16 protein-coding genes are annotated in these 25,547 nt (G+C 65.5%); 13 read left to right on the top strand and 3 right to left on the bottom strand.

All coding sequences use genetic code 11. The features are described from left to right. Positions 1-80: 80 nt before the first annotated feature. The 9 genes from R2834_01975 (at position 81) to R2834_01935 (ending at position 12,943) form a co-directional block, all read left to right on the top strand. On the top strand, positions 81-1,802 hold the full coding sequence (locus tag R2834_01975) for a CRTAC1 family protein (protein ID MEZ4699071.1): 1,722 nt from the start codon (positions 81-83) through the stop codon (positions 1,800-1,802). Then, positions 1,799-3,034 carry a tetratricopeptide repeat protein gene (locus R2834_01970; protein MEZ4699070.1) on the top strand — a complete coding sequence of 412 codons (1,236 nt, stop codon included), beginning with the start codon at positions 1,799-1,801 and terminating at the stop codon, positions 3,032-3,034. The genes R2834_01975 and R2834_01970 overlap by 4 nt, the downstream gene beginning before the upstream one ends. Before the next feature lie 607 nt (positions 3,035-3,641). Next, the gene (locus tag R2834_01965; GenBank protein ID MEZ4699069.1) at positions 3,642-4,295 is read left to right on the top strand and encodes an outer membrane beta-barrel protein; all 654 of its coding nucleotides are present in this window, start codon (positions 3,642-3,644) and stop codon (positions 4,293-4,295) included. Between the two features lie 160 nt (positions 4,296-4,455). Beyond that, a complete protein-coding gene (locus R2834_01960; GenBank protein MEZ4699068.1) occupies positions 4,456-7,587 on the top strand; it encodes a SusC/RagA family TonB-linked outer membrane protein in 3,132 nt (1,043 codons plus the stop codon). Between the two features lie 88 nt (positions 7,588-7,675). Beyond that, complete coding sequence (locus R2834_01955; GenBank protein MEZ4699067.1) at positions 7,676-9,220, top strand: RagB/SusD family nutrient uptake outer membrane protein; 1,545 nt, start codon at positions 7,676-7,678, stop codon at positions 9,218-9,220. A 361-nt stretch (positions 9,221-9,581) separates the two neighbouring features. Further along, positions 9,582-10,103 carry a TonB-dependent receptor plug domain-containing protein gene (locus tag R2834_01950; protein MEZ4699066.1) on the top strand — a complete coding sequence of 174 codons (522 nt, stop codon included), beginning with the start codon at positions 9,582-9,584 and terminating at the stop codon, positions 10,101-10,103. A 154-nt stretch (positions 10,104-10,257) separates the two neighbouring features. After that, complete coding sequence (locus tag R2834_01945; GenBank protein ID MEZ4699065.1) at positions 10,258-11,169, top strand: TIM barrel protein; 912 nt, start codon at positions 10,258-10,260, stop codon at positions 11,167-11,169. A gap of 146 nt (positions 11,170-11,315) precedes the next feature. After that, on the top strand, positions 11,316-12,224 hold the full coding sequence (locus tag R2834_01940; protein ID MEZ4699064.1) for a sugar phosphate isomerase/epimerase family protein: 909 nt from the start codon (positions 11,316-11,318) through the stop codon (positions 12,222-12,224). A 203-nt stretch (positions 12,225-12,427) separates the two neighbouring features. After that, positions 12,428-12,943 carry a TonB-dependent receptor plug domain-containing protein gene (locus R2834_01935; protein MEZ4699063.1) on the top strand — a complete coding sequence of 172 codons (516 nt, stop codon included), beginning with the start codon at positions 12,428-12,430 and terminating at the stop codon, positions 12,941-12,943. 212 nt (positions 12,944-13,155) lie between these two features. On the opposite strand, the gene xylA is transcribed toward R2834_01935, so the two are convergent. The 3 genes from xylA to R2834_01920 form a co-directional block, all read right to left on the bottom strand. Beyond that, positions 13,156-14,475, bottom strand: coding sequence for a xylose isomerase (gene xylA / locus R2834_01930; protein ID MEZ4699062.1), 1,320 nt, complete (start codon positions 14,473-14,475; stop codon positions 13,156-13,158). An 84-nt stretch (positions 14,476-14,559) separates the two neighbouring features. Further along, the gene (locus R2834_01925) at positions 14,560-15,276 is read right to left on the bottom strand and encodes a hypothetical protein (protein ID MEZ4699061.1); all 717 of its coding nucleotides are present in this window, start codon (positions 15,274-15,276) and stop codon (positions 14,560-14,562) included. Between the two features lie 4 nt (positions 15,277-15,280). After that, complete coding sequence (locus tag R2834_01920) at positions 15,281-17,206, bottom strand: CocE/NonD family hydrolase (GenBank protein ID MEZ4699060.1); 1,926 nt, start codon at positions 17,204-17,206, stop codon at positions 15,281-15,283. 333 nt (positions 17,207-17,539) lie between these two features. Here R2834_01920 and R2834_01915 point away from each other — a divergent pair, with 333 nt between their 5' ends. The 4 genes from R2834_01915 to R2834_01900 all read left to right on the top strand — a co-directional run bounded on the left by R2834_01915 (position 17,540) and on the right by R2834_01900 (position 25,534). Further along, entirely contained in the window at positions 17,540-19,639 is a 2,100-nt protein-coding gene (locus tag R2834_01915; protein MEZ4699059.1) for a hypothetical protein, read from the top strand. 113 nt (positions 19,640-19,752) lie between these two features. Further along, entirely contained in the window at positions 19,753-21,000 is a 1,248-nt protein-coding gene (locus R2834_01910) for an ethylbenzene dehydrogenase-related protein (GenBank protein ID MEZ4699058.1), read from the top strand. 55 nt (positions 21,001-21,055) lie between these two features. After that, positions 21,056-25,042: a choice-of-anchor D domain-containing protein gene (locus R2834_01905; GenBank protein MEZ4699057.1), complete on the top strand. Its 3,987-nt coding sequence runs from the start codon at positions 21,056-21,058 to the stop codon at positions 25,040-25,042. Between the two features lie 66 nt (positions 25,043-25,108). Further along, positions 25,109-25,534, top strand: a complete 426-nt coding sequence (locus tag R2834_01900; GenBank protein ID MEZ4699056.1) for a hypothetical protein — start codon at positions 25,109-25,111, stop codon at positions 25,532-25,534. Positions 25,535-25,547 lie beyond the last annotated feature (13 nt).

Genomic DNA, 25,547 nt, shown 5'->3' with positions numbered 1-25,547 from the left:
AGCGGGGTCATGTATATAAGCGCGCAGGCTCGTACATTCCAACCCCGCTCCTTCCAAACCCCGATTTCCATCCGGATTCTGTGCGCGTTGCATTGCTCCAAGGCGTCATCTTTTGCGCGCTGCTGACGGTATGCGCCTGCGGCGGCCCGGCGGCGGAGCGCCCGGCCGCGTCGGAGGCGTCCGTCCGGTTTACCGACATCACCGCCGAGGCCGGCCTCGGGGCGTTCCGGCACCGCAACGGCGGTTTCGGCGCGTACTGGATGCCGGAAATCATGAGCGGGGGCGGCGGGTTCGTCGATGTCGACGACGATGGCGATCCGGACGTCGTGCTCGTCGGCGGAGGGAGCCTCCCTGGACGCACGGACGCGGCAGGGCCGGCGCTCGTCGTCTACCGCAACGACGGCGGGTCCTTTTCCGACGCGACCGCAGCGCTCGGGCTGGCCGGCGAGCGCGCCTACGGGCAGGGCATCGCGGCGGCCGACTACGACAACGACGGCGACACCGACATCCTGCTCACGGCCATCGGGCGAAATCGCCTTTACCGCAACGACGCCGGCCTCTTCAGGGACGTGAGCGACGCGGCCGGCCTTGCCGACGTGGAGGCCTGGAGCACCTCCGCCGTCTTTTTCGACGCCGACCGCGACGGCTGGCTGGATCTCTACATCGCCAACTACCTGGACTGGTCCGCCGAGACCGACAAGGTCTGCATCGAAAACGGGCAGCGCGACTACTGCAATCCGAAGACCTATCGCGGGATGGAGGACACCTTTTACCGAAACCGGGGCGACGGGACGTTCGAGAACCGCACCGCGCCCTCGGGCATCAGCCCGGCCGGCGCGCCGCGGCGCGGAAAGGGGCTGGGGGTGATCGAGCTGGATATGAACGACGACGGCTGGTCCGATCTCTACGTGGCCAACGACGGGGAGCCGAATTTTCTCTTTCGAAACGACGGCGCGGGCGGCTTCACGGAGGTGGCGCTGACGAGCGGGGTGGCGGTGGATCAGAATGGTACGCCGCGCGCCGGCATGGGCGTGGCGGCCGGCGTGGTCGACAGCACCGGGGCGCTGAGCCTGTTCGTCGGAAATTTTTCGCAGGAGATGGTCGGCGTCTGGCGGCGCGAGCGCGGCGAACTGTTCGAGGACCGCGCCGCCGCGTCGCGGCTCGGCTTCCCGACGCTGAAGACGCTCACGTTCGGGCTCGTCCTGTTCGATGCCGACCTGGACACCGACCTCGACCTGTTGGCCGCGAACGGGCACGTCATGCAGTACATCGCCGACAAGCAACTCGGCGTTTCGTTTCGCCAGCCGCCGCAGCTTTTTCTGAACGACGGCGCCGGGTATTTCACCGAGGCCGCCGCGGAAGCCGGCCCCTTCGCCGCGCCGCTGCTCGGCCGCGCGCTGGCGACCGCGGACCACGACGGCGACGGCGACCTCGACGTGCTGCTGACCGAAAACGACGGGCCGGCGCACCTCTGGCGCAACGACACCGCCGGCGGTAGCTACCTGCGCGTTCGGCTCCGGAGCGAGACGGGCAACCGCGGCGCCATCGGCGCGCGGATCCGCGCGACGGTGAAGGGGCTGACCATGGAGCGCCGGATCCGCACCGGCGGCAGTTTCCAGGCGCAATCCGAGCTGGTGGCCACCTTCGGCCTGGGCGGGGCGACGGACGTGGATCGCCTGGACGTGACGTGGCCCGACGGGCAGACTGAGACATTCCAGCGGGTGGCCGGCGGTCGCGAGGTGCTGATCGAGCAGGGAACGGGCATCGTGGCGGACGCGGCGTCGTCCGGGAGCGCGCCATGAGGGGATGGCTGATCGTGCTGGTCGCCGGCGTCGTGCTGGCCGGGTGCGCCGCCGACGAGCCGGCGAGACCCGTCTCGCGGACGGACGCACTGCGCGCCGCGCTGGATCCGCGTCTGCGCGCCTTGCTGCTGGAGGGGGATGAGGCGTTTCAGCAGGGGCGCTACGCGGTCGCCCTGGCGCTGGCCGACAGCGTGGGGCGGCAGGCTCCCGAACTCGCCGATGTGCCGTTTTTCCAGGGCAACGTGTGGATGCGCCTCAATCGGTACGCGGATGCGCGGGCCGCCTTCGAGCGGGTGCTGGCCCTGGATCCGTATTTCCCCGGCGCCTGGCAGCGGCTGGGCGACATCGCCGGCGAGCTCGGCCAGCCGGCGGAGGCCGTGCGGTATTACCGGAAAGAGGCGGCGTTGGCGCCGCGGTCGGAGGTGTATGAAAAGCTCGGCGTGGTCTATGCCGAAGCCGGCGTGCCGGACAGCGCGCGGTGGGCCTACGACCGGGCGCTCGAACTGGACAGCACGAACGCCGACGCGCAGCTCCTCTACGGCCAGTTTCTGGAGAAGCTGGGCGCGTACGAGGAGGCGCTCGTCCACTCCCGGGCGGCGCTGGCGTTGCGGCCGGACCATGCGAATTACCGCTTTGCCGTCGGCGCGCAACTCTACCGCACCGGCCGGCTCGAGGAGGCACGGCGGTACCTCCAGCAGGCGGCCGACGCCCTTCCGCTGCATTACCCCGCCCAGTACAACCTCGGCCAGGTGCTGTTGCGGCTCGGGAGGGAAGACGAGGCGCGGGTCTATCTGGCCAGAGCCGACACGGCCCGCGTGCTGATGGCCGACATCACCGCGACGGAAGAGGCGGTCGCCCGCGACCCCGATGCGCCGGCGATCTGGGTGCATCTCGGGCGGCTGTACCACCGGGCCGGCGTGATGGACCGCGCCGAGGAGGCGTTTGCGCGCGCCGAGGCCCTGGCGCCCGACAACCTGGATGCCCGTAGCGGTCTGGCGCGGATTGCGATGGCGAACGGCCGTACGAACGAGGCGATCCAGCGGTTTTCGTCCATCCTGAAGGCGGATCCGCGCCGGATCGACGACCGGCTGGCGCTGGGCCTGGCCTATGCCGTGACGGGCGACTGCAGCAACGCCCGCGAGGCCTGGAATGGCGTGTTGCGGCAGCAGCCCGACCACCCGACAGCGCGCGGTTATCTGGACGGATTGTGCGCGTTTCAGGCTCCGCCGTGAGGAGGGTAGGGCATTTCTAACTACCCTGAGCCGGTGCGCGCCTCAATTTTGTCGACGATCGGTTGAAAATCCCTGGATTTATTATGCCTGGAAGCAGGCCCACGTGCCGGGCGGCGCGCCGGCGCCGGCGTCGGGGTTCTCATGACGCCGGGATCGCTTCCGGGCTTGTTTTTTACTCGGGCATTAGATATTCTGCCGGTGTCGTGCCAGATCGTCCCGCGCGAAAGCGGTTTTCCTGGTTTCTACGTACGGTTCACGGCGTACAACCGCCGCCCTCCCCGGTCAGCGACCGGTTAATTTATAGAGGCGAATCCCGCTACCACCACCTCGGCGGCGTTCGCCACGCACCACCGAAATCCCGACAGCGGGAGCGTCCCCCCTTGGTCTGCTTCCGTTGAGAGATACATAGCGCTTCCTGCGCCCGATGAGCGCACGCGGTGCATCCTCCCCGTAAATGGACGTGAATTCCCAGTGCGAGCGATCCACCGCCCCCGCCCTGGAAGGCACGTTGCCCCCGGACACCGACCCGAGGGCATCCCACGCGCGCGAGCATGTGCCGGGTTGTCGCCATCGTCATTTGTTTAACTGTCACGATGGAGGATGTATTATGACCGCATCGCCAAGCAAGGGATTATTACTCGCATCTCTGCTCGTGTTGCTGACGTTGCCGGCGAAAGCGCAGATCGGCTTTGCCGGCGGATATGCGCTGAACATGGCCAACTCGCCCAGTTTCACGAGTTCGGCCTCCAATTCGTTCGAACCCTCGGGCGGTTTTAATCTGGGCATGTTCTACGATTTCCGTTTTGGGAAAGTCACGTTCCGTCCCGGCGCGTTCGTTCGTCAGGCCGACTTCGACTGGGAGATCGAGGGGTTGAGCGCTGCACTGAATCCGCTGAAGTCGAGCATTCGCGTCGCCGAATTCCCGCTCGATTTCCTGATCCATTTCCGGATGGAAACGCTCAGCCCCTATGTCGTGCTGGGTCCCTCGTTCAACTTCCTGCACACGGATCAACCCGATCTGCGGCAGACGCTGGACAATCCGAAGGGATCGACGTCGTTCGCCAGCTTCAACATCGGCGCCGGCCTCGAATTCCAGCCCGAAGGCTGGGGCCTCGTGTTCTTCCCCGAGATCCGCTACGGACTCGCGCTCTCCGGATTCATGGATGAGGACTACATCGTCCGCACCATCGCCTTTTCCTCGGATCAGCAGCGCATCAGCAACCTCGTGCTTCGTCTCGGGATCTCGCTGCCGTCCTATTGATGCGTACGCGTCCGGCCGGCACGCCGAGCGTGGACGCAGCGCTTTTTCTAACGAGTCCTCTTTGTAGAAGTCTACCATGAAAGATTCAGCTATGAACGCAACGCACGCATCGCAACGACACGCGACACGCATGCGGCGCCATGGACTATCCGCGGTGCTGATGCTTGTACTCGCTGTCTGTTCGGCCTTCACCTTTTCGCCGCAGCAGGCGCTCGCCCAGGGGACGGTGTCCGGTGTCATCACCGACGTGAAGACCGGTGATCCGCTTCCCGGCGCCACCGTCTCGCTGGTCGGCACCTCGAAAGGCGCCACGAGCGACCTGAACGGACGCTACACGATCACCAACGTGGCGCCCGGCACCTACATCGCGCGCGCCCGCTTCGTCGGGTTCGTGCCCATCGAACGCACCGACGTCGTCGTCACGGCCGGCGGCACGACGAATGTCGACTTCGGCATGACCGAGTCGGCGATCGACCTCGGCGAAGTGACGGTCGTCGGCTACGGTACCGTGCGCAGTGAGGACGTCACCGGCTCGGTGGGCGTCATCAACGCGGAAAACATCTCCGGCATGCCGCGTACGTCCGTCGACCAGGTCATCCAGGGCCAGATCGCCGGCGTGCAGGTGCAGACGGCGACAGGCGTCCCGGGCGGCGGTCCGAACATCCAGGTCCGCGGCATCGGCAACGTGGGCGCCGGCGGCCAGCCGCTGTACGTCGTCGACGGGTTTGCGCTGCCGCAGGCCGATCAGACGACGACCAACGTCCGCAACCCGCTGGCGGACATCCCGGCCGAGGACATCGCCTCGATCACGCTGCTCAAGGACGCCTCGGCGACCGCCATCTACGGCTCGCGCGCCTCGAACGGCGTCGTCATCGTGACGACGAAGAGCGGCTCCGCCGGCCCGCGCCAGCTGAGCATCTCGGCGTATTCGGGTCAGAACCACCCGATCGACCGCATGACGATCGACGCCGCCAACGGCTACGAGTTCGCGCTCTTCCAGAATCGACTCTGGCAGGGCCGTATCGACGCCGGGACCGCCACGGCGATTCCGGTGGAATACCAGAACCCCGAGCAGTACCGGGGGCAGGGCACCAACTGGTGGGATCAGATCAACCGCGTGTCGAACCAGTACAATATCCAGGTTTCGGCGAGCGGCGGCAGCAACCAGGTTCGGTCCTACTTCTCTGCCGGTTATACCCGCCAGGAAGGCCAGGTGCTTAATACGGACTTCAACCGCGTTTCCCTCCGCGCCAACCTGGAAGCCAACCTCTCCGACAAGGTCACGGCCGGCCTCCGCGTCGCGCCGGTGTTCTCCATCCGCAACCTCGGTTTCGAGGGTGGCACGGGCCGCGGCGGCAACAACGATCCGGGCGGCGGCGCCTGGATGATGTGCCCGCTCTCGCCGGTCCGCCTGGCCGACGGCAGCCTGAACCCGCAAATCGGCGACACGTCGGACGAAGTCGGGTGTACGGGCGTTTGGTCGCAGCCGAACCCGGTCCTCTGGCTCAACGAGGACGTGGACAAGCAGACGGGCCTCCGGGCCATCAGCAGCGCGTTCGTGAACTACGAAATCGTCGATGGCCTCGAGCTGCGCCAGAGCTTCAACGTCGACTACTCGAGCTCCGACCGCGAGCAGTTCCGCCCGTCGACGATCGGTCAGATCCGCGTCTCCCCGCCGACCGTTCCTTCCGGTTCGTTTGGCACCAGCTCCTACCTGAACTGGCTCTCGGAAACGACGCTGAACCTGACGAAGAACATCGGCCCCGGCCGGCTCGACGCCCTCGCGGGTGTCACGGCCCAGCGCGAAAACACGATCACGAGCGCCTTCAACGGCCTCTTCCCGAGCGACGACATCCGCACGCTCAACGTGGCTTTCAACCTGACGGGCAATACGAACGAACAGAGCTGGTCGCTGCTGTCCGGCCTGGCGCGTTTGAACTACAACATCAAGGACAAATACGTCTTTACCGGCACCATCCGTACGGACGGCTCCTCCCGCTTCGGCGAGAACAAACGCTGGGGTACGTTCCCCTCGGGCGCCTTCGCGTGGAACCTGCACAACGAGAAGTTCATGGCGGGGCTCCGCACCGACGTTCCCGAACTGCGCGCCCGCATCAGCTACGGCGAGACGGGTAACAACCAGATCGGCAACTACTCGCAGCTGGGTACCGTCGTGACGGGCAACTACGTGCTCGGCAACAACGAGGCCGCCGGCCGCCTGCTCAACACGCTGGGCAACGCCGACCTCGCCTGGGAAAAGACGGAAGAAGTCAACTTCGGTCTGGACGCCGCGCTGCACAACTACCAGGTGCGGCTCTCGATGGAGCTCTACCAGCGCAACACGAACAGCCTGCTGCTCCAGCGCGATCTGCCGTACCTGACGGGCTTCACGAACGTGACGCAGAACCTCGGCGAAATCCGCAACCGCGGTCTGGAACTGAGCCTGAGCACCGTGAACGTCAGCCGCGACAAGTTCTCGTGGACGACCGACTTCAACGTGGCCTTCAACCGCAACCAAGTGACCAAGCTGCCGGACGGCAACGACATCTTCTATCGTGATGCCGGCCCGACGGCCTTCATCCACCGTGTCGGCCTTCCGATGGCCACCTACGTCGGCTACATCATCGACGGCCTGTACGAAAGCACTGCCCAGATCGCGAGCCTGACGTCCTACGCCGGCGCCGTGCCGGGCAGCTTCATCATCCGCGACCTGAACGGCGACGGCTCCATCACGGAACGGGTCATGGTGGAAGCCGGCGGCGACTTCGCCGTGCTGGGTGACAACTACCCGGACTTCATCTTCGGCATGACGCAGACCCTGAGCTTCGGGAATATCGACGTCCGCGCGCTCTTCACGGGCTCGTTCGGCGGCGACAACCTGCGCTCGGAGTTCTTCCGTACGTCGCGTAACATCGACGGTCTGTTCATTGTGGACTCGGATTACGTCCAGAACATGTGGCTCTCCCCGGATCAGCCGGGCGACGGCATCACCCCGACGATGAACGGTGGCGCCTTCGGCCGGCAGCAGTACCGCGACAACAACCACTCGCTCATCCTGTCGGACGCCAGCTACATCTGGCTGCGCAACCTCATGGTGCGCTACAACTTCGACAAGGGTGCGCTGGCCGGTTCGAGCGTGTACCTCTCGGGCGACAACCTGATGATCCTCTCGCCGTATCCGGGCAACCCCGACGTCACCGACCGCGAGCGCGCCAACGTCGCGCCGGGTCTCGACTTTGGCAACTACCCGATTCCCAGGAGCTTCACCTTCGGCATCGAGCTGAACCTGTGATGCCCACCGGTTCAGCCGCTAACGGACGAACGCGCCCACGGCCGTTTTTCCGCTCTCTGTCGAATCCAAGCTTAATACTGAGAACACAATGAGACATTCGAATATGATCAAACGCATCCTGCCCGTGCTCTGCATGGTTGTGCTGTGGACGGGCTGCGATTCGTTCCTCGAACCCGACCCGGCCTCGTTCTCGACGACGGCCAACTTCTACGAGACGCCTACGCAAATGGAGCAGGCGGTCAATGGCGTGTATGCGCGCCTTCGGGGCTTCATGGGCGATGAAGATTATCGCTACATGACCGACCTCCGCGGGCCCACGCTGACGCGCCATTTCGACGTCAACCTGCCGCATACGGTCGCCGGCATCCCGCAGCTGGATGAGTTCACGATGGACGTCGCCAACGGCGTCGTGGAGCGCAACTGGCAGCGGATGTACCAGACCATCAAGGAGGCCAACGTCGTCATCGGCCGCATCGACGCTGTCGAGTTTCCCGACGCCGCCCAGAAGGACCGCATCATCGGTGAGGCGAAGTTCATCCGGGCGCTGTGCTACTGGAATGGCGTGCAGTTCTGGGGCGATATCCCGCTTTCGCTCGAAGAAATCACGTCCCCGTCGCAGGCCGTGCCCGAAGGCGGGCGTCGCCCCGCGTCGGAGGTCTACACCCAGATCGTGACCGACCTTCAGGATGCCATCGCGAAGCTGCCCGTCAGCTACAGCGGGGCCAACGTGGGTCGTGCCACGCAGGGTGCCGCGCGCTTCCTGCTGGGCAAGACCTACCTGCTCACCGGCAACTTCACCGGCGCCGCCACCGAATTCACGGCACTCGACGCGGGCCCCTACAGCTACTCGATGATGCCGACCTACCTGTCGGTCTTCGATCCCGCGAACAAGAACAACGCGGAATCGATCTTCGAACTGCAGTTCAACCCGAACATCGCCGGGCAGCCGCAGATCGACGCGCTCCTCGTGGACATCCTGCCGTACACGGCCGGCGGCGTCTTCGCCATCCCGACCGTCGTACCCCTCGGCCGGTACATGCCGACGCCGGACGTGATCAACGCGTACGAGCCGGGCGACCTGCGGTACGCCGACGCGATCGGCTGGTGGGAAGCCGCGGGCAATAGCGCCTACCCGGAAATCGCCTTCAACGACTCGATCCCGTACCTCAACAAGTTCTACTGGCCGGCGGCCATCAACGGCCAGGGCCAGATGAACGTCAACTGGATCTCGTTCCGGTTCGCCGACGCGCTCCTCTCGGCGGCGGAAGCGTACTGGCGCTCGAGCAACGATGGGCAGGCGATGACGTACCTGAACCGGGTGCGCGACCGTGCCGGCCTGCCGCCGGTCAACCTGGGTGATTTCTCGGGCGCCACGACCGGCAGCCCGATGGGCGATGCCATCCTGCACGAGCGGATGATCGAACTGCTGGGCGAAGGCCACTACTGGCTCGACCTCATGCGCTTCGGCTCCGACGTCGCGGAACGCGTGATGGTCGCGCACGGTCAGGCCTTCCGCGCGCGCGACTCGAAGACGCTGGATGTGTACAACATCCGGCCGGACCGCTTCCTGTATATGGTCCCGCCCCGCGAAATCCTGCTCGGCGAATTGACGCAGAATCCAGGCTGGAACTAGGCGCAGTCTGACATCTTCAGACCGCGCCGTATCCTCAACTCGTTTCAGGTTCTACACGCCTGATGCCCTGAGACAGTGCGCTGAAGGCATGTTGAACAGCATGTTCAGGACCTGCTGAGGCACTGTCTGAATAATCTTCAGACGGCGTCGTATCCTGAGCTTGATTCTGGATTCAGCTCGGTTTTAGAAGCGACTTGAATGCTTCGGGACAACCCGAACGCGTTCAGACAGACACCGTACCGCGCCGCGCCCCCTGTATCCCTGGATGCAGGGGGCGCGGCTTTTGGGGCGACAGGAACCGTCGCGTCCGACGCGCCATTCAACATCGTGCACCCATTCCAGCGGTTATCCGCCTACGCCTATGCCTGGTTCACGCCTGCTGATTGCCTGTTTTTGCCTCGGCGCTCCTCTCGTACTGGGCGCATGCGCCTCGAGCCGTGACATGGCCTCCGAGGAGCCTGAAGAGGAAGTGGATCCGTACGTCGCGGACGTACGCTCGCGCGGCATCGCGGCCGCCGCCGGCCAGCATGTCGGCTGGGCCTCGGTCGTCGAGGACGAGGAGAACAACCGGCAGCACGCCTTCACCGAGCAATTGCTGCACGGTCAGGTCGCCGGCGTGGAGGTGGATGAACTGCCCGGTGGCGGCTTCAAAGTCCGGATCCGCAACGCCAGCTCCTTCCTCGGTGGAACCGAACCCCTGTATGTCGTCGACGGCATGCCCGTGCTGCATCACGACGGGAACGGTCTCAGCTGGCTGAACATCCGCGACGTGAAGCGCATCGAGATCATCAAGGACGTCGGCTCCACGGCGCTCTACGGCGCGCGGGGCGCGAACGGCGTGGTGCTGATCACGACGAAACTCGGGCCGGACGACAACGAGTAGGGCGTCACCGCATCGTTTCGGGAAAAACGAAAGCCCGGTCATTATGGCCGGGCTTTTTTTTGTTTTTTTCCATGATGAAACGCTATTCTACATGCACACGCAGGCATTCCGATGGATGCGTGCGCCCTCCCTCCCCATCCAACCCTTCGCCCTCATGGACCGTCGCGATTTTCTACGCAGCGGGGCCGCGGCCTCCGCGCTCGTTGCCGCACCCCGTGTGCTCACCGCCCAGGCCCCGTCAGCCACGCCGGCCGCCGCTCCCTTCCGCATGAAGTTTGCCCCGCATTTCGGGATGTTTACGAATCATGCCGGCGAGGATCTGATCGATCAGATCAAGTTCATGGCCGACCAGGGATTCACCGCCATCGAAGACAACAACCTGAAGCGGCGGACCCCCGAGGAACAGGAAGCCATCGGGCGCGAACTGGCCCGGCTGAACATGGAGATGGGCGTCTTCGTGTGCTACAACGCGCGCGAAGCCTCGCTCACGACGGGAAAACCCGAATTCGTGGAGGATCTGGTGAAGCAACTCGAGGAGTCCGTCGAGGTCGCCAAACGCGTCAACGCCACCTGGATGACGCTCGTCCCGGGCCACACCGAGCACCGGCTCGATCCGGAGTTTCAGACCGCGAACATCATCGAGGCCCTGAAGCGGGGCGCGGAGGTGTTCGAACCGCATAACCTCGTGATGGTGCTCGAGCCGCTCAACCACTTCAACCACCCCAATCATTTCGTCCGCAGCGTGCCGCACGGCTACAACATCTGCAAAGCGGTCGGAAGCCCCGCCGTCAAGCTGCTGGACGACCTCTACCACCAGCAGGTCTCCATCGGCAACCTTATCGCCAACATGGACCTCGGCTGGTCGGAGATCGCCTACATCCAGATCGGCGACGTGCCGGGCCGCAAGGAGCCCACGACCGGGGAGATGAACTACAAAAACATCTTCCAGCACATCCACGATAAGGGCTACACCGGCATCCTCGGGATGGAACACGGCGTCTTCGGCGAAGGGAAAGAAGGCGAGATGGCGCTGATCAAGGCGTACCGGGAGGTCGATCTTTCGTGAACGCAGTTCGCGAAAGATCGAGTTCAAAGTCCATGGTTTAAGGTTCAAGGTTCATCGTTCCGCGTTCGCAAACTCTCCCACGTAACGCTTCCTGTTCACGTTGCGATTTGCACGTTGCAATTTGCATTCAGACTCCCCCATCCCCCATGTTTCTCTCCATGCACAACTGGATGCGGGCCGAGCCGATCGATGTGACGATCCGCCGGCTCGCCCGATGCGGGTATCACAGCATCGAAATCGAAGGCGAACCCTCCAAGTACGACACGAAGGAGGTCCGCAAACTGCTCAAGGAGCATAAGCTGTTCTGTTTCGGCTCGGTATCGCTCATGTTCGCCGGCCGCGACCTGATCCATGCCGACGAGGCGGTGCGGGCCAGCACCGTGCAGTACCTCAAGGACTGCATCACGATGGTGAAGGAGCTGGAGGGTCGGGAGATGACCATCGTCCCCTCCCAGGTGGGCAAGGTCAACGCCATGGCCAGCGAGGAGGAAGAATGGGGATGGGCCGTCGAGGGGTTGCGCGAGATCTACGGACACAGCGAAAAGGCTGGCGTGGTCATCGGCATCGAGCCGCTCAACCGGTTTGAAACCAACTTCCTCAACCGGCACGATCAGGCGCTCATGCTCGCCGAGGCCGTCGGGCCGAACTGCGGCATCTGCCTGGATGCCTTCCACATCAACATCGAGGAGTCGGACCTCTACCAGGCCATCCTCAACTCCGCCCCGCGGCTTCGGGCGTTTCACGTGGCGGATAACAACCGCATGGCGCCCGGCCAGGGCGACTACGACTGGGTGCGCCTCCTCACGACGCTCAAGGCCGCCGGCTACAACGACGCCCTCACCGTTGAGTTCGTGGCGCCGCTCGACCGCACCCCCGCCAATCCGTACAAAAACGCCAAGGCCAGCGCCGAGGCGGAATTGACGCCCGAGCAGCTCAAGTTTATCGAGGATCATGCCAGCGGCGTGTTGTCCGACGAGTTCTACAGCTGGCTCGTGGACGAATCCGCCAAGACCTTGCGCCGCGCCATGGAGCGGGTGGGCGTGCTCGACTCCTGACCCCGCGGTCTTTCCCAACGCGTAACAAAAGGCGGCTAAAGTTCTCGAAGCCCGTTCGATCCTCTTACTAGGGCTGCGCGAGATCCATTCGAGAACCGATCGCCAGCATACGTCCCGGTCGGGAATACGTATGTCCTGTCGCATTGCATGCGGCCCGGGAAACTCCTCCCGTGCAAGCGCCGGCGAACAGGCCCATACGCATCATGAAACGCTGCACTCCCTTCTACAGCGCACCTTTATTCGTATTCACCCTCCTCCTCGCCTCGGGCTGCGCGCTGAGCCGGCCCGAAGACGGGCGAGCGGACGCCGGCAAGCGGACGGCGGAGGAAGAACGCCTCATGGAACGGCGCCGGTCCGGTCCCATCGCGGCGGCGGCCGGCGAAAATACCCGCTGGGCGGATGTCGTCGACGGGATGGAGGCGAAGCGCCAGCCCAACGCCAGCGTCGAGCAGTTGCTGGCCGGGCAGATCGCCGGCGTGGATGTCATCCGCCGCGCCAATGGCGCCTATTCGATTCGCATCCGCGGCGGCTCCAGCACGATCCTCGGCGGCGGCGAGCCGCTGTACGTGGTGGACGGCTTCCCGGTCCTCAGCGCCTACGACGGCATCATGATCAATCCGTTCGACGTCAAACGCATCGAAGTGCTGAAGGATGTCGATTCCAGGGCGCTCTACGGTTCACGCGCCGCCAACGGCGTCGTGCTGATCACGACAAAATGACGCATCGCATGACCGCGGGCGCTCCGGTCGTCCAGCGCACTCGACGCGGTGCCCGCGTGCATCGGGGTGTTTGCCCCTGAGCGGGTTCACGGGTATCAAGGCGCACCCCTCGAACGGCTGGAGGACCCACGGCCGTTCGAGGGCATGCCTTTCTCGAAGCGCAAACCGGTCCGCGGCAAACGGACACCGGCCTCGGCGTACGGCGCCGGTACTTAAATGTACCGGTTGATCAGGTTCTCGAACATCTCCTGCCGGCCGCTCGTCGTAGCGGGCTCGCCCTGCTTCGCAGCGATCTTGTGGAGATCGGTGAGCGAGAGCGTGCCTTGCTCGAAGGCCCGGCCGTCGCCGCTGTCGAACGACGCATACCGTTCACGGCGCATCGCTTCCAGCGGCGAGGCTTCGATCAGGTTGGCCGCGGTGATGAGCGCGCGCGCGAAGGTATCCATGCCGCCGATGTGGGCGTGGAAGATGTCGTCCGGGGCCGTCGAGTTGCGGCGGATCTTGGCGTCGAAGTTGACGCCGCCGCCCTTGAGGCCGCCGGCGCGCAGGAAGACGAGCATCGCCTCGGTCAGCTCGTTCAGGTTGTACGGAAACTGGTCCGTGTCCCATCCATTCTGGTAGTCGCCCCGGTTGGCGTCGATGCTGCCGAGGAGGCCGGCGCTGGCGGCTACCTCCAGTTCGTGGGTGAAGGTGTGGCCGGCGAGGGTGGCGTGGTTGACCTCGATGTTGAGCTTGAAGTCGGTGTCGAGGTCGTACGTCTTCAGGAAGGCGATGACGGTCGCCGCGTCGTAATCGTACTGGTGCTTGGTCGGCTCACAGGGTTTCGGCTCGATGAAGAAGGTCCCCTTGAAACCCTGGCCGCGCGCATAGTCGCGCGCCATGTGGAGGAACCGGGCGAGGTGATCCTGCTCGCGCTTGAGGTCGGTATTCAGCAGCGACATGTAGCCCTCGCGCCCGCCCCAGAATACGTAGTTTTCGCCGTTGAGCTTGACGGTGGCGTCGATGGCGTTCTTGAGCTGGGCGCCGGCGTAGGCGAGGACGTTGAAGTCGGGGTTGGTGGCGGCGCCGTTCATGTAGCGCGGGTTGCCGAACAGGTTGGCGGTGCCCCAGAGCACCTTGATGCCCGTTGCCTTCATGTGCTCGAGGGCGTGGTCGGTGATGGCCTGGAGCCGGCGCTCGGATTCCGCCAGCGAGCCGCCCTCGTCGACCAGGTCGAAGTCGTGAAAACAGAAGTATTCCAGCCCCATCTTCGACATGAACTCGAACGCGGCGTCCATCTTTTTCCTGGCGCTGCTGATGGGGTCGGGGTCGGACGCCCAGGCGAACTGATGCGTCCCGGGGCCGAACGGATCGGCGCCTACGTTGCAGAACGAATGCCAGTAGGCACAGGCGAACTTGAAGTGATCGCGGAGCGTCTTGCCGGCCACCACACGGTCGGGATTGTAGTAGCGGAACGCCAGCGGGTTGTGGGATTCCGGTCCTTCGAACGGGATGGGGTCGATGCCCTGGAAATATGCCGTTTTTGATGCCATGCCAGAGGTGATGCGTTTGGTGTGGATCCTGGTTGTACGGGTCGGAAAAACGTTCGGGAAAATAAGGACATATTATCAATTCTGCTACCGCACGACGGCCACCGCCACGGCTTTTCGATAGCGCCCGCCGACGGCCAGCTGACAGTAGTAGATTCCGCTGGGGACCTTGCGCCCCGTGCGGTCCACGCCGGCCCAGGGGATCTCGGCGGACGCAAACGTGTCGACGATGTCGTCCAGCAGCACGATCACTTCCTGGCCGATCGCATTAAACACGCTCAGGCGGACCAGCGCCGGCCCGTTCGCGATATAGCGAATCCGGATTTCGGTATGGAACGGATTGGGCCCCTCGACGGCGATGGAGTCCCGGTCGAGCCCAGGGCGGAAGCCCACGGCGGTCAGGATGTCGGTCTGGGTCGCATACCGGGGGCTTCGGAGCGGTTTGCCACCGGGCGTGCCGAGGATGGCGTCCGGGTCGTCGGCCACCGGCTCGCCGACGCCGACGAGGTAGTAGTAGTAGCCGGTATTGATGACGAAGGCGCTGTCCGTCGTCGACCGCGCGCTCCCGGGGAGCGTCTGCAGGAGCGTGTAGGGGAGGTTGTCGATGGCGTTGCTCGTGCGGTAGACCTCCCACGCCACGGGGTCGGCGGCGCCCGGCTGGGTCGTCCACGACAGGAGGATGCCGTCCTTCATGCCGTCCACCGTGAAGGTCCGGGGCGGGAGGGGAGGCAGCAGCGCATCCTGGGCGAACCCGGGGAGGGCCCACGGAAGGAGGCCGGCCAGCACGAGAAAGGCGGTGCGCATGAGGTCAGCGTGATGGGGTCCACTGACCCACTTCGAGGCGGGACGGATGTGCCGCCGAACGGAAAACGCGGTGCGTGGCGGCCTTGAAGTCGGCGTCCGTCGCCTCGGGAATGTCGAGGAACTGCTGGGGATTGCGGTCCACGAGCGGAAACCACGAGCTCTGGACGTGCACCATGATCCGGTGGCCGGCCTTGAAGGTATGGAAGATGTCGGGCGTGTCGAAACGCACGGTTTCGACCTTGCCGGGCGTCAGCGGCTCCGGCCGTTCGTAGCTGTTCCGGAATTTGGCGCGGAAGACTTCGCCGCGGACGAGCATCTGGTAGCCGGCCATGGGCACGTTCAGGTACTTATCCGCCGGCTCCTGGTGCTCGGGCGTGTCGTCCGGGTAGACGTCGATCAGCTTGACCACAAAGTCGGCGTCGGTGCCCGTGGTCGACACGAAGAGGTTGGCCGTTATCGGGCCGGCGAACGTGACGTCCTCCGTGAGGGGTTCGGTCTGGTAGACCAGGACATCGGGCCGGTCGGACACGAAGCGCTGGTCCTCGACCATGTATTCGCGGGTGCGGTTCGTCGTCTTTTCCTGTGTGTAGGGCACCGGGTTCGCCGGATCGCTCACGTACGCGTCGGCGGCATCGCCGGAGGCCGTGGGCGCCTCGAAGCTGAGCCGGCCGTTGTCGCCGAAGTAGAGCGTGCGCGTGGTCATGGCTGGCGGCGGCCAGGCGGGGAGCCGGTGCCAGTCGTTCGATCCGGTCGAAAAGGCGAGCGCTTCGGGCAGGTCGATCGACCCTTTGTCCTTCAGGTGGTACGCAAAAAACGGGAGGTCGATCTCCTCCTGGTAATACACCGAAGTTTGCTCCTCGAAGGTCACGTTCCCGAGCGCGTCGCCGGTGGAGCGGACCCATCCCCCGTGAAACCAGGGGCCGAGCACCAGCGTGTTGCCGATGCCGGGGTTACGCGCCTCGATGTTGTGGTAGATGTGGATGGGGCCGTAGGGGTCTTCGGCGTCGAAGAGGCCGGCGACGGTCATCACGTTGGCGCGGACGTTGTTGAGATGCGGGAGGATGTTGCGGCGCTGCCAGAAGGCGTCGTTCGTGTCGTGGACCATCAACGAATCCCAGAAGGCGACGCGGTGCTGGTAATAGCGCTCGTTGACGTTGCGCAGCGCGCCGAGACCGAGGAAAAAGGTGTAGGCGTCGTCGACCGGGTACGCGAAGCTTTCGCCGCGGCGATCCGTCGGGTTGGGGACCGGATGTTCGAAGCGGGTGAAAAAGTTGAAGGCGTCCTGCAGGAACAGCGCCCCGTTGTGGTGGAAGTCATCCCCCACAAACCAGTCGCCGATGGGGGCCTGCGGCGAGGCGGCCCGGATGGCGGGATGGGAGTTGATGATGCTGGCGGCGGCGTAGAAGCCGGGGTAGGAGATGCCGAGGATGCCGACGCGGCCGTTATTGGGTGTGACGTTGGCGAGGAGCCACTCGACCGAGTCGTACATGTCGGTGCTCTCGTCGACGCAGGTGGCCGGGGCGTCGGGGGGGCACGCCGGCGTCATGTTGAGGAACTGGCCCTCGGACATGAACCGGCCGCGGACATCCTGATTGACAAAAATGAAGCCTTCTTCCATGAAGCGGGTCGTCCCCGTCGGGCCGACCCGGTCCGGGTAGGCATCCGGTCCGTACGGGCCCGAGCTGTAGGGGGTGCGGTGGAAGAGAAAGGGGTACGTCTCGCCGGCGTCTTTCGGCACATACACTGCCGTATACAGGGTCACGCCGTCGCGCATCGGGATCCGGTATTCGTGTTTGGTATAGTGCGCCGTCAGGTCGTAGGCACCGTCCTCCGGCGCGGCGGGCCGGTCGCAGCCGGCGAGCAGGAAGAGGAGCAGCGACGCCGCCGCGGCGACGCGGCGAATCAGGAGGGTATCTGGGGCCAGGGCCATGGCGATCAACGATTTGGGATGCATTTACCGGTACGATCCGCGAGCGACGCGAATGGATCGACAATATAGGGGACGCCGCGCAGTGGCGCATCGCCACAACCCGGATTCGGGATGTAAGGGCACTCCCCACACGCATCGTCAGGAGCCACTTACAGGCGCCGGCTTGCCATTGACCGATCTTGGGACATGCCTGCAGCCGCATCCATGCGGTTCGGGATCGCCCCTCTTTTTGACGACTCACGAGCGTAACGCGAGCACTTCCCCCCGGCCCAGCTATCCGGCCTCGCCGCGCGTATCCGTGGGCGTTTTCATATAGACGCATCCGACTCCATCATGTCTGCGATTTCTGTATTCGTACGCCCCGTGTGTTTCCGGGTCGCTCCGTTCGTCTTTTTCCTGTTGATCCTTGCGACGCCGGCTTTTGCGCAGGGCCTCGGGCCCATCCCGGCCGACGTGCTCGACGTTCGGCCGACCCGCTATACGCATGTCGCGGCCTCCGGCGCCGAGTACACCTTCGAGCGCAGCACGCTGGACGGCACCGGGCTGGTCCATCCGACGGCATTGAACTTCGGCCCCGACGGCCGGCTCTACGTCGCCCAGGAAAACGGGCTCATCATCGCCCACACCATCGTCCGCAACGGCCCGCAGGATTTTGTGGTATCGGACGAAGAGCTGATCCGCAACGTCAAACTCGATGTGCGCAACCACAACGACGACGGGCAGCCCAACGACAGCACCATCACCCAGGGCGCTTTCCAGATCAACCTCGACACGCAACGGCAGGTGACGGGACTGGTTGTCGTCGGGACCGCCGAAAGCCCGGTGATCTACGTGTCGTCGAGCGATCCCCGGCAGGGCGGCGGCGCCGGCCTGAAGGACCTCGACCTGGACACGAATTCGGGCGTCATCAGCCGGCTGACCCGGACGGGCTCCGGCTGGACCAAGGTCGATCTCGTCCGCGGCCTTCCACGGTCCGAGGAGCAGCACGCGCCGAACGGCCTCGTCTTCGATGCCGCGTCGAACAAACTGTATCTGGCGAACGGTGGGATGACCAACGCCGGCGCGCCGTCTAACAACTTCTCGCGCACCGGCGAATACGCCCTGTCTGCCGCCATCCTCGTCATCGATCTGAACCTGCTCGACGCGATGCCGGTGCTCACGGACGACGATGGCACGAGCTACGTCTACGACCTGCCCACGCTCGATGACCCCACGCGCGCCAACGCCAACGGGATCGACGATCCGGCCCAGATGGGATACGACGGGATCGACGTGAACGACCCGTTCGGCGGCAACGACGGGCTGAACCAGGCCCGGGTGACGCCGGACGGACCGGTGCAGCTGCACGCGACGGGCTTCCGTAACCCGTACGATGTCGTCATCACCCGCACGCCGGGCCGCGAAGGCCGGATGTACACCGTAGACAACGGCGCCAACGCCGGCTGGGGCGGCATCCCGATGGGCGAAGACGAATACACGCAGGCCGGCGAGTCGGGCGCGTGCACGAACGACTACGACCCGGCCGAGCCGGGCTCGAACGGGTCCGTCGGCAACGACAACAAGGTCAACAACCTCAACGGGCTGCACTTCGTCCGGGAAGTCGATCCCGGCCATCGCTACTACGGCGGTCATCCGAACCCCGTCCGCGGCAACCCCACGGGCGCCGGCCTGTATTCGTACGACGACGTCACCGGTGTTTTCCGCACCAGCACCACGGGCGACAATCCGCTGCCGGCGGACTGGCCGCCGGTGCCGGAGAGCGCTGCCTATGCGGCGGAATGCGACTTCAGGAACTCCGGGGAGGGCGACGGCGCGCTGGCCAACTACATCCCGTCGACCAACGGCATCGCCGAATACCAGGCCACGAACTTCGACAGCGGGCTTCTGGGCGCGCTCCTGTCGGTGGGCATGAACGGCGATGTGTATGTCGCCAAACTCAACGAAGCCGGCGACGCCGTGACCGAGGGCGACGCCAACGGTGTCTCGGTGCTTTTCCCGGCGATCGGCGGCGTGCCGCTCGATATCGCGGTCATGGGCGATGCCGATCCCTATCCGGGTTCGATCTGGACGGCCAACTACCTCAGCGAAAACATCACCGTTTTCGAGCCGATGGAAAGCGGCGGCGTGGCGGTGGAAGACGGCGACGCGTTCCCGGGCGCGTTTACGCTGCATGGCAACTTCCCGAACCCGTTCGACGAGGCGACGTCGATCGCCTTCGATCTGCCGGCGCCGGCGTACGTGAGCCTCGAGGTGTACGACATCCTCGGCCGGCGCGCGCTGTCGCTGCCCGAAACGGCCCTGCCGGCCGGCCCGAACCGCCAACTGGCGGTCGATGGCGCCCCGCTCGCCGCCGGCACCTACGTCTACCGCCTCACGATCCGCAACGACCGCGCGACGAGCGTGCGCAGCGGCCGCATGTCGGTCGTTCGCTAAGCGTGGTTTCGGGTGGGCATGACCGTCACGACGCCGGGGACCGGCTAGATACGGATGGGCATTCCGCCATGTGCTCCAGAATTCGATTGATACACATAACACGCATAGATTCCATGATTCTACGTACTGCATTTTCGCTCTTTGTGGCCGGGGCGCTCGCGGCGCCGGCCTTCGCGCAGAATACCACGCTCGTCGTCCAGCCGGGCGCGCCCGTGCTCGACGGGGTCGTCTCGGAAGGCGAATGGACCTCGACGCCGCTCGTGACGGCGCGCGGCGTGACGCTCAACGCCATGGCCGACGGCGAATTTCTCTATGTCGCCGCCAGCTGGGCGGATGAGACGGAGAATGCCCGGCATAACCTGCTTTCCTATACGGGCACCCGGTGGACGAAAGCGGAGGATGAAGATCGGATCGCGTTTTTGTTCGACATGGGCCAGACGGGCTCCGACGGCGCGAACTGCCAGGCGTTCTGTCACTTCCCGGGGATGAATACCAACGGCGGCACGGTCGACGTGTGGCAATGGCGCGCGGCGCGTTCCAACCCGATGGGCTACGCCGTCGACACGCACTGGGACGAAACCGGCCAGTTTAGTGATGACGGCGTCACGGCGGCCCTCCTCAACGATCTCAATCAGGATACGCGGCTGCCGGGCTTTATGGCGACGGCCGATCCGGGCGCCATCGCGGCGTTTCTCGTCGAGAATGCGGAAGCGCTCGCCGGCTTCGACCCCTACGACACGCTCGGCGAACCGAAGGTCGAGGAAGCGGTCGCGTTTGACGCCGCGGCGACGTTCTCCATGAACGACCAGATCCCGGGCAACGTCCTGCGCGTGCCTTCGGGCGATGTGGCGGACGTGCGCGCCGCCGGCAAATACGACAACGGCGTCTGGACCGTCGAGTTCAAGCGCGCCTTCGCCGGCAGCGACAAGGACTTCCAGGTCGTTCCGGGCGCGTCCGTCGAGTTCATGCACGAGCTGTTCGACAACCAGGGCGGCGACCACGCGATCGATGCCACGCTCGTCGATCCCACGATCTATACCATGGACTTCTCCATGATCTCGGGCGTCGCCATCGAGCCGGTGACGGATCTGCTGCCCCGCCGCACCGCGCTGCATCAAAACTATCCCAACCCCTTCAACGGGGCGACAGAAATCGAGATCGACATCGCCTCGCCGGACCGGGCGCGGCTCGACGTGCTGGATATCCACGGGCGTGTCGTACGGACGCTGCTGAACGAATCCGTTGCGCCCGGACACTACCGCATTCCGTTCGACAGCCAGCACCTGGCGTCGGGGATGTATTTCTACCGGCTGACGACGGGCGCGACGTCTGAGACGCGTCATATGGTGCTCGTCCGGTAGCCCGCCGTTTCAGGATTATTGTATCAGGATTGAGGTTACGACCATGCGTTGGAGTATGCGACGCCCCCTTCTCGTAGTGTTTCTGGTGATGTCGCTTACGGGGTCTGTCCGTGCGGCGGAGAAGGCGGCGATCACGGTCGTGAACGATGCCTACACCCTGGCGCGGGGGGGCGTGCTCGAGGTGCCGGCTCCCGGCGTGCTCGGCAACGACACCGGCGCCTATCTGGCCACCGTCGTGACGTCGCCGGCGGTCGGGACGCTGACGCTGTCGCCCGACGGCGGGTTTACGTATGCCCACGACGGCTCGGCGGGCAGCACGGTGACGTTCACGTACGCCGCCGGCGACGGCTCGGCCTCGGCCACCGGGACGGTGACGATCACGCTCGTCGATCCGTCGTTTACCCGCAGCCAGCTCACGGGCCACACCCTCACGCTTCCGTCGTCGCTGCAATTCGGCCCGGACAACCGGCTCTACGCCCTGCGCAAGCTCGGACACGTCGAGATCATGGTCGTCCAGCGCACCGCCGCCAACACCTATCAGGTTGCCTCCGAGGAGATCGTGACGCTGGTGCGGAGCATCCCGAATCACGACGACGACGGCTACCCGAACACGGGCGAGAAGAACCGGCAGGCCACGGGTATCCTGGTCGCGGGCACGGCGTCGAACCCGATCGTGTACGTCTCGTCGTCCGACCCGCGCGTCGGCGGCGGTTCGAACGAGCCGGATACCTGGCTGGATACGAACTCCGGCGTGGTGTCGAAGCTGACGTGGATGGGAAGCAGCCGCACCGATCCGGCCGGCTTCTGGGAGAAGGTCGATCTCGTGCGCGGGCTGCCGCGTTCCGAGGAAAACCACGCGTCCAACGGCTTGCAGCTGAGCCTGACCGGGGATACGCTCTTCGTGGCCTCGGGCGGGTTCACCAACGCCGGCGCCCCGTCGACCAACCTCGTCTACATCAACGAATACGCCCTCTCCGGCGCGATCCTGTCGATCGACCTGCCGGCGATCGAGGCGATGCCGACGAAGACCGACGCGAACGGGCAGAAATACAAATACGACCTGCCCACCCTCGACGACCCCACGCGCCCGAACGTGAACGGCATCACCGACCCGTCGAACCCGGCGTACAACGGGATCGACGTCGACGACCCGTGGGGCGGCAACGACGGGCTGAACCAGGCCAAGCTGGTGGCCGGCGGGCCGGTGCAGATCTATTCGCCGGGCTACCGCAATGCGTACGACCTCCTGATCCAGCGGACGCCGGGGCGGGAGGGGCGGATGTACACGATCGACAACGGCGCCAACCGGGGATGGGGCGGCCATCCGGTCGGCGAGCAGAGCTACCCGGGCGCCCTCGCCGGCACCTGCACCAACAACTACGACCCCACCGAGCCGGGGTCGCTGTCCGCCGGCCCGCACGATCCGACCGTCAACAACGAGAACGGGCTCCACTACATCCGGACGTTGAAGCCCGGAGATGAAAATTACGCGGCGCCGGGCGAGAAATATTACGCCGGCCATCCGAACCCCATCCGCGCCAACCCGGCCGGCGCGGGGCTGTACACGGGCGACTACAACGCGGATGCGGCCAAGAACACCGGCGTCTGGCGCGACGGCACCAATCCGGCCAAACCGCTGCCTGTGGACTGGCCGCCCGTGCCGGTCTCGATGGCCAATCCGGCGGAGTGCGATTTCCGGAACAGCGGGGAGACCGACGGCGCGCTCCACAACTTTACGGCGTCGACCAACGGCCTGGCCGAATACCGGTCCTCCAACTTCAACAACCTGTATAAGGGCGACATCCTGGCCGCCGGCTGGAATTTCACGCACATCTACCGCATCCGGCTCAACGAAGCCGGCGACGAAGTGCTCAACCCGACCGCCATCGGCACCGACATCTTCGCGCAGGACTTCGGGAATGCGCTGCTGGATGTGACGACCCAGGGCGATGCGGACATCTTCCCTGGTACGGTGTGGGTGGCCGACTTCAGCGGGCACCAGATCTATGTCTTCGAGCCGTCGGACTACGGCCAGGCGTTCCGGCCGCTCGCGGCCTCGGCGTCGCGGATCAGCTTCGGCGCTACCCCCACGGGAGGTACGTCGGTCAGGACGCTCACACTGTCGAACCCCAACGGCAATGCGGCGCTGACGGTATCGAGCATCACGAAAACAGGGACCCATGCCGGCGACTTCAGCCTGTCGACGGCCGGGCCGATCACGATCGCGCCCGGTGCGACGGCGACGGTGACGCTGACGTTCGCCCCCGGCGCCGTCGGCGACCGGTCGGCGCAGGTGGTCCTCAACCACGACGGCGGCAACGGCCCGACGCGGGTCGATCTCGTGGGCGCCGGCACCGACGGATCGGAGCCGGCGACGGTGCTGTTCCGCGTCAACGCTGGCGGGTATGTCGCCTTCGATGGCGGCGACGTGATGTGGGAGCCGGACCAGGCGGGCGCGCCGCATCCGTACGGCAACGGGGCGGCCACGGGCGACGCGACGTATGGCACCCCCGACGCGGTCTCGCTCGATCCGTCGGTGCCGGCGGGCACGCCGGCCGGTGTGTTCCAGGCCGCGCGGCTCGATGCCCCGTCCGGGGAAAACCTGCAATGGGACATCCCCGTAGCGGCCGGAAAGACCGTCGAGGTGCGTTTTTATCTCTCGGAGCCCATCTTCACGGCGCCGAACGTGCCGTCGTGGGCGGTGTGGCCGCGCACCTTCGGGATCCGGATCGACGGCGTCACGCCGGTCGACCTGGCGACCGTCGACCTCTTCAAGGAAGCTGGGCACGATGTGGGCCTCGTCAAATCGGTGGTGGTGACCTCGGACGGCCATCTCGACATCGACCTCCTCCCGGCCTCCGGCGACCCGATCGTGCAGGGCATCGAGGTCGTCGAACTCCATGCCCCGTGGGCGGCCTACCGCAAAGGCTGGAATCTCGTCGGTTTGCCGACGGACCCCGCCAGCGGGGTCACGGCGACCGTCTTCACCGAGGTCGCGCCGCAGTCGTCGCTGTACCTGTGGAACGGCTCGGCCTACGCCGAGACGGCCACGCTGACGCCCGGAGGCGGCTACTGGCTGGACCTGGGCGCGATGCGCGCCCAGACCTTCGCCGGCACGTCGCTGACGTCGCTCAACCTGTCGCTCCAGGCCGGCTGGAACCTCATCTCCGGTCCGAATTGCGCCTTCGACCGCGCCGCGATCTCCGATCCGGGCGGCATCCTCGTGCCCGACATCCTGTTCGGGTTCGACGGAGCCTACGTGCGGGCGACGACGATGCGGCCGGGCCACGGCTACTGGGTGCTCGCCACGGCCGCCGGCGGCGTGTCGCTCACCTGCGGCGCGGGCAAAACCGTGGCGGCGGCCGACGAGGAGCCGGCCGGTTTCGGCGTGCTCACGGCGTCTTCGGCCGATGGGCGGGCGCAGACGCTGTATTTCGGCGGAGCGTTGGAGGCGGGGGATCGGCTGGACCGATACGCCCTGCCGCCGCGCACCGACCGGGCCGCGTTCGATGCGCGCTTTGCGACGGACCGGTGGCTGGAGACGGCGAGAGAAGGGGTGATTCGACTCTCCGGGGACGCCCCGGTGCGCTTCACCGTCGCGGCGCTGCCGCCGGCGCTGGGGCAGACGCTCCTCGTCGAGGAGCTGGGGGTCGAGGGCGTGCTACAACGCCACGCCCTGCAGGCCGGCGACGCCATCGACGTGGATGTGCGGTACAGCAATCGGTTACGCGTGCAGGCGCTGGAAACGGCGGCGGAGCGGCCGGAGGCGTTTGCGCTGCACGGCAACTACCCCAATCCGTTTAATCCGACCACGCATATCGTCTTCGATCTGCCCGACGCCGCGCTCGTCGACGTGCGCGTTTTCGACCTGCTTGGCCACGAGGTCCTCGCCGTCCCGGCGCAGACGATGGACGCCGGCGCCGGCCGCACGCTGCGTCTCGATGCGTCGTCCCTGGCATCGGGCGTGTACGTCTACCGCCTCACCGTGACAGCGGCGGCCGGCATCGAGGCACGCTCGGGGCGCTTCGTCCTGCTGCGGTAGTGTCCAACCAAAAATTGATCTCGCTGTTGATCATTCGCTTTGTAATACGATCGTCAATAGAACGTCATGAAACGGTATAGATTCGTCCCCATCGTCCTGCTTGCCCTCGTGTCGCTGCGCTGCGAGCACGCCCAGCCGTTCGAACCCGAGCCGTTGCCGCAGGCGCCGGCGCTGGCGGATATCCAGACCTCCGTGTTTTCCGTGAGCTGTGCCGTGCAGGGCTGTCACGCCGGCGCGAACGCGATCATGGGCCTCGACCTGAGCGAGGGCCTTTCGCACGCCAACATCGTAAATGTCCCGAGCGTGGAGTCGCCCGATCTGATGCTGGTCAAACCCGGCGATCCGGATAACAGCTATCTCGTGGCGAAGATCGAGGGCAGCGCGCTCGTCAAAGCCGGCACGTTTCGGATGCCGCTCGGCCGTGAACCGCTGTCGGACGACGTGATACAGGCCGTGCGCGAATGGATCGAGGCCGGCGCGAAGAACGATTGACGATCGGGGCGGG

This window comes from Rhodothermales bacterium (genome assembly GCA_041391505.1).
In the GTDB taxonomy this organism is placed as follows: domain Bacteria; phylum Bacteroidota; class Rhodothermia; order Rhodothermales; family JAHQVL01; genus JAWKNW01.
Note: the sequence above shows the minus strand (reverse complement) of the source record. Positions and strands in the feature narration are given on the sequence as shown.